General features: G+C 71.1%; 6 protein-coding genes. 3 read left to right on the forward strand and 3 right to left on the reverse strand.

All coding sequences use genetic code 11. The features are described 5' to 3' along the window. Positions 1-139 precede the first annotated feature (139 nt). Together ACXVGS_RS13985 and ACXVGS_RS13990 are read left to right on the forward strand one after the other, a co-directional pair. Positions 140-886, forward strand: coding sequence for a hypothetical protein (locus ACXVGS_RS13985; protein WP_458530678.1), 747 nt, complete (start codon positions 140-142; stop codon positions 884-886). Further along, positions 864-4,094 carry a bifunctional cytochrome P450/NADPH--P450 reductase gene (locus tag ACXVGS_RS13990; protein WP_458532216.1) on the forward strand — a complete coding sequence of 1,077 codons (3,231 nt, stop codon included), beginning with the start codon at positions 864-866 and terminating at the stop codon, positions 4,092-4,094. Before ACXVGS_RS13985 ends, ACXVGS_RS13990 begins: the two co-directional genes overlap by 23 nt. Before the next feature lie 19 nt (positions 4,095-4,113). Here the strand turns inward: ACXVGS_RS13990 and ACXVGS_RS13995 are convergent, their stop codons facing one another. The 3 genes from ACXVGS_RS13995 to ACXVGS_RS14005 form a co-directional block, all read right to left on the reverse strand. Then, positions 4,114-4,473 (reverse strand): hypothetical protein, encoded by a 360-nt coding sequence (locus tag ACXVGS_RS13995; RefSeq protein ID WP_458530680.1) that lies wholly within the window; start codon positions 4,471-4,473, stop codon positions 4,114-4,116. After that, entirely contained in the window at positions 4,470-5,255 is a 786-nt protein-coding gene (locus ACXVGS_RS14000) for a maleate cis-trans isomerase family protein (protein WP_458538176.1), read from the reverse strand. Before ACXVGS_RS14000 ends, ACXVGS_RS13995 begins: the two co-directional genes overlap by 4 nt. Before the next feature lie 283 nt (positions 5,256-5,538). Next, the gene (locus ACXVGS_RS14005) at positions 5,539-6,045 is read right to left on the reverse strand and encodes a peptide-methionine (S)-S-oxide reductase MsrA (RefSeq protein ID WP_458530682.1); all 507 of its coding nucleotides are present in this window, start codon (positions 6,043-6,045) and stop codon (positions 5,539-5,541) included. Positions 6,046-6,210: 165 nt separating this feature from the next. On the opposite strand from ACXVGS_RS14005, the gene ACXVGS_RS14010 reads away from it, so the two are divergent. After that, positions 6,211-6,973, forward strand: a 763-nt coding sequence (locus ACXVGS_RS14010) for an alpha/beta hydrolase (RefSeq protein WP_458537073.1), incomplete at its 3' end; no start/stop codon positions are given.

Consider the following 6,973-nt stretch of genomic DNA (forward strand, 5'->3'; position numbering starts at 1 on the left):
CTCGCGTCACCACAGCGGCGGAACCGGTCACGCCGCGGGGGGACAAGCGTGAGGTGTCCGACCTGTCCGGCCCTCGCCGCTGAGGAAGAAGGCCCCCTCATGGCAGCAGCGACCCAGTAGCGGTAGCGACACCGTGCTGGTGGAGGAACCGGCCCGGGAGCACCGAGCCGGCGCGCGGATGAGCGCCCTGTCCGGGTTCGCGTTCGCTGTCCTGCTCGTCGTCGCCCTGGTCCTGGTCCGCCAGGGCCCGGGCCTCGGCGCGCCGGACAGCACCTACGCCCGGTTCTACGCCGACGGCCACGGCAGCGTGCTGGTGACCGCCGGCGTGTACATCGTGCCGTTCGCCGGGATCGGCTTCCTCTGGCACGTCAGCGCCACCCGCACCCTCATCGACGAGCTGCCCGGCCCCCGCTCGGAGGTGCCGCGCTGGCTGCAGGTGACCTCCGGCGTGGTCTTCGTCTGCATGGTGTTCGCCGGCTCCGCCGCCGTCGGCGCGGTGGCGCTGCTGACCGTCTTCTCCTCCACCCCGCTGCCACCGCCGGACGTCGCCCGCGCCTTGGGCAGCGCGGGATACGGGCTGGTCTTCGTCTTCGGCGTGCGCGCCGCGGGGATGTACATCATCGCGACCACCCGGCTGGCCCGAACGCGCGAGCTGCTCCCGCGCTGGCTGGCGGTGGTGAGCTACCTCGCCGCGGCCTTCCTGCTGGTCAGCACGACGTTCCACCCCGCGATCCTGCTCGTCTTCCCCGGCTGGGTGGTGCTGCTGAGCGTCGTGCTGCTGCTCGAGGCCCGCCGCCCGACCACGCCGGGCCACCTGCCCCGTGTCCACACCGTCCCCACACCGCTTGCCCCGGAGGTCCACCATGACCACGACGATCGAGCTTGACCAGATCCCCGGTCCGCACGGGCTGCCGCTGGTCGGCAACGCCTTCGACATCGACGCCCACAACCCGATCGAGGGCTTCATCGCCATGGCCGGGGAGTACGGCCCGATCTTCAAGGTGACGGTCCCCGGCAGCACGCGGCTGATGGTGTCCGGTCCCGAGCTGGTCGAGGAGATCTGCGACGACAGCCGCTTCGACAAGATCGTCGGCGGGGGACTGGCCAACCTGCGTAACGGCGTCGTCGGGGCGGGGCTGTTCACCGCCGACACCGACGACCCGCTGTGGCACCGGGCCCACAACATCCTCATGGCCCCGTTCAGCGTCCAGGCGATGCGCGACTACATGCCGCGGATGCTCGACATCGCCGACCAGCTCATGGAGAAGTGGTCGCGGCTGAACCCGGGGGAGGAGGTCGACGTCCCGGCGGACATGACCCGGCTGACCCTCGACACCATCGCGTTGTGCGGCTTCGGCTACCGGTTCAATTCCTTCTACCGCGACACCCCGCACCCGTTCGTCCAGGCCATGGTGCGGGTGCTCGGCGAGTCCCAGGCCCGGATGCGCCAGCTGCCCCTCCAGGCCCGGCTGAGGGTGCGGGCCCAGCGCCAGCTCGAGGAGGACCAGGCGTTCATGGGCGACCTCGTCGGGCGGCTCATCGCCGAGCGCCGGGCCGAGGGCGAGGCGGCAGACACCACCGACCTGCTCGGCCGGATGATCACCGGGGTGGACAAGCAGAGCGGCGAGGGCCTGCCCGACGACAACATCCGGGCGCAGTGCATCACCTTCCTCGTCGCCGGCCACGAGACGACCTCGGGCCTGCTGTCGTTCGCGATCTACTACCTGCTCAAGAACCCGGAGTTGCTCGCGCGGGCACGCGCCGAGGTGGACGAGGTGTTCGGGGACACCGCAGCGCCCACGTTCGAGCAGGTGCACCGCCTGACCTACGTGCGCCAGGTGCTCGACGAGTCGCTGCGCCTGTGGCCGACGGCACCGGGGTTCACCCGGGCGCCGTTCCAGGACACCGTGATCGGTGGCCGCTACGCCATCCCGGCACACACTCCCTTGACAGTCCTCACCCCCGCGCTGCACCGGTCCACGTCCGTGTGGGGGCCGGACGCCGGGGAGTTCAACCCCGAGCACATGGCGCCCGAGCGCCTGGCGGCGGTGTCCCCGGCGGTCTACAAGCCGTTCGGCACCGGGATGCGGGCGTGCATCGGCCGGCAGTTCGCCCTGCAGGAGGCCGCGCTGGTGCTGGGGATGGTCCTGCAGCGGTTCGACCTGATCGACCACCTCGACTACCAGCTGCGGACCAGGACGACGCTCACGGTGAAGCCGGACGAGTTCCACATCCAGGTGGTCCCGCGGCCGGACGTCCACATCGCGCGCGCCACCGCCGAGCCCGGGGTTGCGGCGGGCACCCCGGCCCCGTCGGTGGCCCCGGCGCCGATGGTGGCGCGCCACGGCACGCCCCTGGCCGTGCTGTTCGGCTCCAACCTCGGCACGGCGGAGTCGCTGGCGACCCGGCTGGCGCAGGAGGGCACCGAACGCGGCTTCGACGTGACCGTCGGCTCACTCGACGACCACGTGTCGGACCTGCCGGCGGACGGCGCGACCGTGGTCGTGACCTCCTCCTACAACGGCACACCCCCGGACAACGCCGCCGCCTTCTGCCGGTGGCTCGGCGGCGCGGACACCGACGCGGCCAAGGGGGTGGCGTTCACCGTGTTCGGCTGCGGCAACACCGAGTGGGCGGACACCTACCAGGCGGTGCCCAAGCTCGTCGACGAGCAGCTCGAGCAGCACGGCGGGCGACGCGTGCACCCGCGGGGCGAGGGCAACGCGGCCGGCGACTTCGACGCGGCATACCGCGCCTGGCACGCCAGCCTCTGGGCCGACATCGCCGGGGCGCTGGACCTGCCCGCGGAGGTCGCGAAGGAGGCGCCAACCGGGCCGCGGCTGTCGGTGACCCTGACCAACCGGCAGGTGACCAACCCGGTGGTCGTCTCCTACCAGGCGCACCCGGCGCTGGTGCGCGAGAACCGGGAGCTGCTGCCCACCGTGGCGTCCGCCGGCCCGCCCGACCGTTCGGTCCGGCACCTCGAGGTCGCGATCCCGGCGGGGATGACGTACCGCACCGGCGACCACCTGGGTGTGCTGCCGCGCAACGGCTTCCAGGCGATCCGGCGGGTCATCGACCGGTTCGGGCTCGACGCCGGGCAGTACCTGACGATCATCCCCAACGGCGGCAGCTTCACCCACCTGCCCATCGACGAGCCGGCGCCGCTGCTGGGCGTGCTGGGCAGCTGTGTCGAGCTGCAGGACGTGGCCAGCCGGGCCGACCTGGAGGTGCTGGCCCGCTACACCGAGGACCCGGAGCAGCAGGCCGCGCTCCAGGCCATGACCCAGGACACCGAGGAGGGCCAGGCGCTCTACCGCGACCAGGTCCATGCGCGGAACCGGTCCGTCCTGGACCTGCTGGACGACTTCCCGGCCTGCCGGCTGCCGTTCGAGGTCTACCTGGAGCTGCTGCCCCCGCTGCGGCCCCGCTTCTACTCGATCTCCTCCTCACCGCTGGTCAGCGCGGACACGTGCAGCATCACCGTCGGGCTGCTCCGCGGGCCGGCGCGGTCCGGCGCCGGTGTCTACAACGGGGTCTGCTCCGGCCACCTGGCCCAGCTGCCGGTCAACGGCACGGTATTCGTGTTCGTCCGTCAGCCGGCGATCCCGTTCCGCCCGCCCGAGAACCCCCGCACGCCGATGATCATGGTCGGCGCCGGGACCGGCCTGGCGCCCTTCCGCGGGTTCCTGCAGGACCGGGCGGCCCAACGTGAGCAGGGCGTGCCGACCGGGGACTCGCTGCTGTTCTTCGGGTGCCGCAACGCCGACCTCGACCTGCTCTACGCCGAGGAGCTGGCGGCCTGGGAGGAGCAGGGCGTGGCCCGGGTCGAGCGGTGCTACTCGGACGCCCCGGGGTCTCCCCGCCGCTGGGTCCAGGACGGGATGCTCGACTGCGCCGACGAGGTCTGGGACCTGCTCCAGCGCGACGCGGTGGTGCTCGTCTGCGGCAACGCCGCCACCATCGCCCCCGGCGTCCGGGCGTCCCTGGTCACGGTCTTCCGGGGCCACACCGGTGCCGGCGAGGGCGACGGCGCCGCGTGGCTGGCAGGGCTGCGGTCCTCAGAGCGCCTGGTGGAGGACATCTGGGGCTGAGCGCGGGGCCGCGGGCCCTTTAGTGGCGTGACGCCCGGGTGGCGAGGACCACGTCGTCGGTCGAGACGTGCACGTGCCGCTGGGTGTCCGTGACCGAAGCGACGGCGTCGGCGATCTGCTCGAGGAGCAGGTTGACTCCGGCTTCCGTCGGCTTGGCCTGCGGCCACAGCGGCTGGGCGGCCGCCTCGCGCGCCCACACGGCTCCGGCGAGGGCACCGCGGTCGAGGTGGACTACGACGGCCGGCTCCAGGCTGTGCCCGGACCAGGAGGTCAGCTTGATGACCCCGCTCCAGCTGTCGATGTGCGCCCCGGGAGCTACGGCGCCCAGCTTCTCCCGGAAGATCGTGTTCGGCTCGTCGATGTGCGCGGTAGGGCTCATCGGTCCGAGGCTACGTGACCGTCCTGAGCGGGTGTGCCCCTGGTCGGGAGGCTCCCGTCGACGACCCCACTGCGACAGGTGCGCACGGGCGGCGGACCTGGGTCACCCGATCTATGTGAACAGCTGCCCGTACCCATGAAGTGCAACCCGGGACCCGATCGCCCGCAGCATGCCCCACAGAGCACCTGGTTAGCCGTCAGGACCGGCCGTGCCAGCTCCTCCTCGAGCGCAGCGATGACACCGACACTCCGAAAGCCGTTGCCACCCACGAACACCGCCTGGGAGCTGCCGGGTGTGTGCGCGAGGATCCACTCATAGAGCTCAGACGGGTTGATGCTCCTCTGGTTGCTGGGGAGATCACAGGCGGCATGCGAGACCACCTCGAAGCCCTGCGATGAGAAGTACTCCGCACCGAGTCGGTCGAGCTCATCGTCGAACCACGGGGGATCGACGACGGCGACCCTCTCTGCCCCCAGCACACCGAGCGCATCGACCGCGGCAGCGCAGGTGGAGACGACCGGTATGCCGGCACTGCGGCTCTGGAGTCGGTCGATCAGCTCCTTCTCGGCGTCCGCCCCGGTGACGTAGGCAGAGCTCGTGAAGCCGATTCCCATCACGGCAACGGGTGCGGCGGCCAGCAACGAGACCGCGTCGTCAATGTGGGGCGGCTGCACGAACGCCGCGACCGGTGCCAGGGGGATGGTCCGATCCATGGCACCGCCGACCGCCATGGCTCCAAACGGGACCCGCGCGGCGTACACCCCCACGGTCTCAGGAGCCATGGCCCTGATCTCCGATTCGGGACCGACATCAGCGTGCGGTGTCAGCACTCCGAGCCGGGTGCGCACGTCCCAACCGTCCGGCTGCCACATCGCCCCCTCCCTCCGGGACCGCACCCGTGGGGCAACCCACCGAGTGCTTCTCCCAAGACAGCACGGCCGGCACCCCAGGAGTACCTCTCATCAGGATGAGGACGTCACTCTTCGCGCATGAGCGGGGACCGCCTGGTCGCCGCGCAGCGAGTGTTCGTGGATCAGCCCGGAAGCGTCATGCAGCTGTCAACGGCTAGGCCAACGCACGGAAGTTTTCGGAGGTGTCGTCCTGCCGGGGGAATGGGGGCGTGCAGCCGTGCGGGAACCGTTGCAGGTAGTCCTGGTCCTCCGGTCCCATCTCCCAGAACACCCCGGCCTCGCTGACGCGGGTCACTGTCTTGCCGGGCCAGTGGCCCGACGCGTCGACGTCGCGGACCATCTCCTCGGCAACGTGCCGCTGCTCCGGGCTGGTGCAGAAGATCTCGGAGCGGTACAGCGAACCCACGACGCCCACATCGAGGTCGGCCCGGTGAACCAGGAAGAACACCTCGAGCAGCCCTCGGTACGACAGCCGGGCGGGGTCGAAGACCACCTCGACGACCTCGGCATGACCGCCGCTGTCCGTCTCGGTCGGGTTGTCCTTCGTGCCGCCCATGAACCCGGTGCGGGTGGAGATGACCCCTTCGGGGTGGCGGAGCAGCTGCTGCATGATCCAGGCGCAGCCTCCGGCGAGAACCGCGGTCTCGGTGTGTTCGCCCATCTCCGTCTCCTCCCCGGGACGCTTCGAGGCTACGTCCGGGCATCGGGCTCATCAATGGCCTTGGCCGGCCACCGCGGGGGCGACGACGCCACCTACGCGGACTGCACGAGCCGTCGTGCCCGGCCCCTGGGAAGACTCGCCCAGGTCACCGCGGAGGAGAGGCTCATGACAGGGATCAGCACCCCCGAGCAGCAGCAGGTCGACGCGGCCAACAGGTCCGGCAAGGTCCCGGTCGTGTTCGTCCACGGTCTCTGGCTGCTGCCGAGCAGCTGGGACCGGTGGCGGGCCCGCTTCGAGGAGGCGGGGTTCGCCACGCTCGCTCCCGGGTGGCCGGACGACCCCAACACCGTCGCCGAGGCCAACGCCGAGCCGGACGCCCTGGCGCACAAGACCGTGGGGCAGGTCGCCGACCACTTCGAGGAGACGATCCGCGCGCTGGACCGCAAGCCGGCGGTGGTCGGACACTCCTTCGGCGGCCTGATCACCCAGATCCTCGCCGGGCGCGGCCTGGCCCAGGTCTCGGTGGCCATCGACCCCGCACCGTTCCGCGGCGTCCTGCCGCTGCCGGTCTCGGCACTGAAGTCCGCCTCGCCGGTCCTGGGCAACCCGGCCAACTACAGCCGGGCCGTCCCGTTGACCTACGAGCAGTTCCGCTATGCGTTCGCCAACGAGGTCGACGAGGACGAGGCCAGGAAGCTCTACGACACGTACGCCGTGCCTGCCTCGGGCAAGCCTCTCTTCCAGGCCGCAACGGCCAACCTCAACCCGTGGACCGAGGCGAAGGTCAACAGCAAGAACCCCGACCGTGGGCCGCTGCTCATCGTCTCCGGGGAGAAGGACCACACGGTCCCGTGGGCGATCGCCAACGCGTCATACAAGAAGCAGCGTCGCAACCAAGGCGTCACCGAGATCGTCGAGATCCCCGGTC

The sequence above is a fragment of the Oryzihumus sp. genome, assembly GCF_054325275.1.

Bases quoted from the DNA above. Each gene is read 5' to 3' on its own strand.
- ACXVGS_RS14000 (WP_458538176.1), bottom strand. From the start codon at position 5,255: ATGGCTCCTGAGACCGTGGGGGTGTACGCCGCGCGGGTCCCGTTTGGA.
- ACXVGS_RS14005 (WP_458530682.1), bottom strand. From the start codon at position 6,045: ATGGGCGAACACACCGAGACCGCGGTTCTCGCCGGAGGCTGCGCCTGG.
- ACXVGS_RS13995 (WP_458530680.1), bottom strand. From the start codon at position 4,473: ATGAGCCCTACCGCGCACATCGACGAGCCGAACACGATCTTCCGGGAG.
- ACXVGS_RS13990 (WP_458532216.1), top strand. From the start codon at position 864: ATGACCACGACGATCGAGCTTGACCAGATCCCCGGTCCGCACGGGCTG.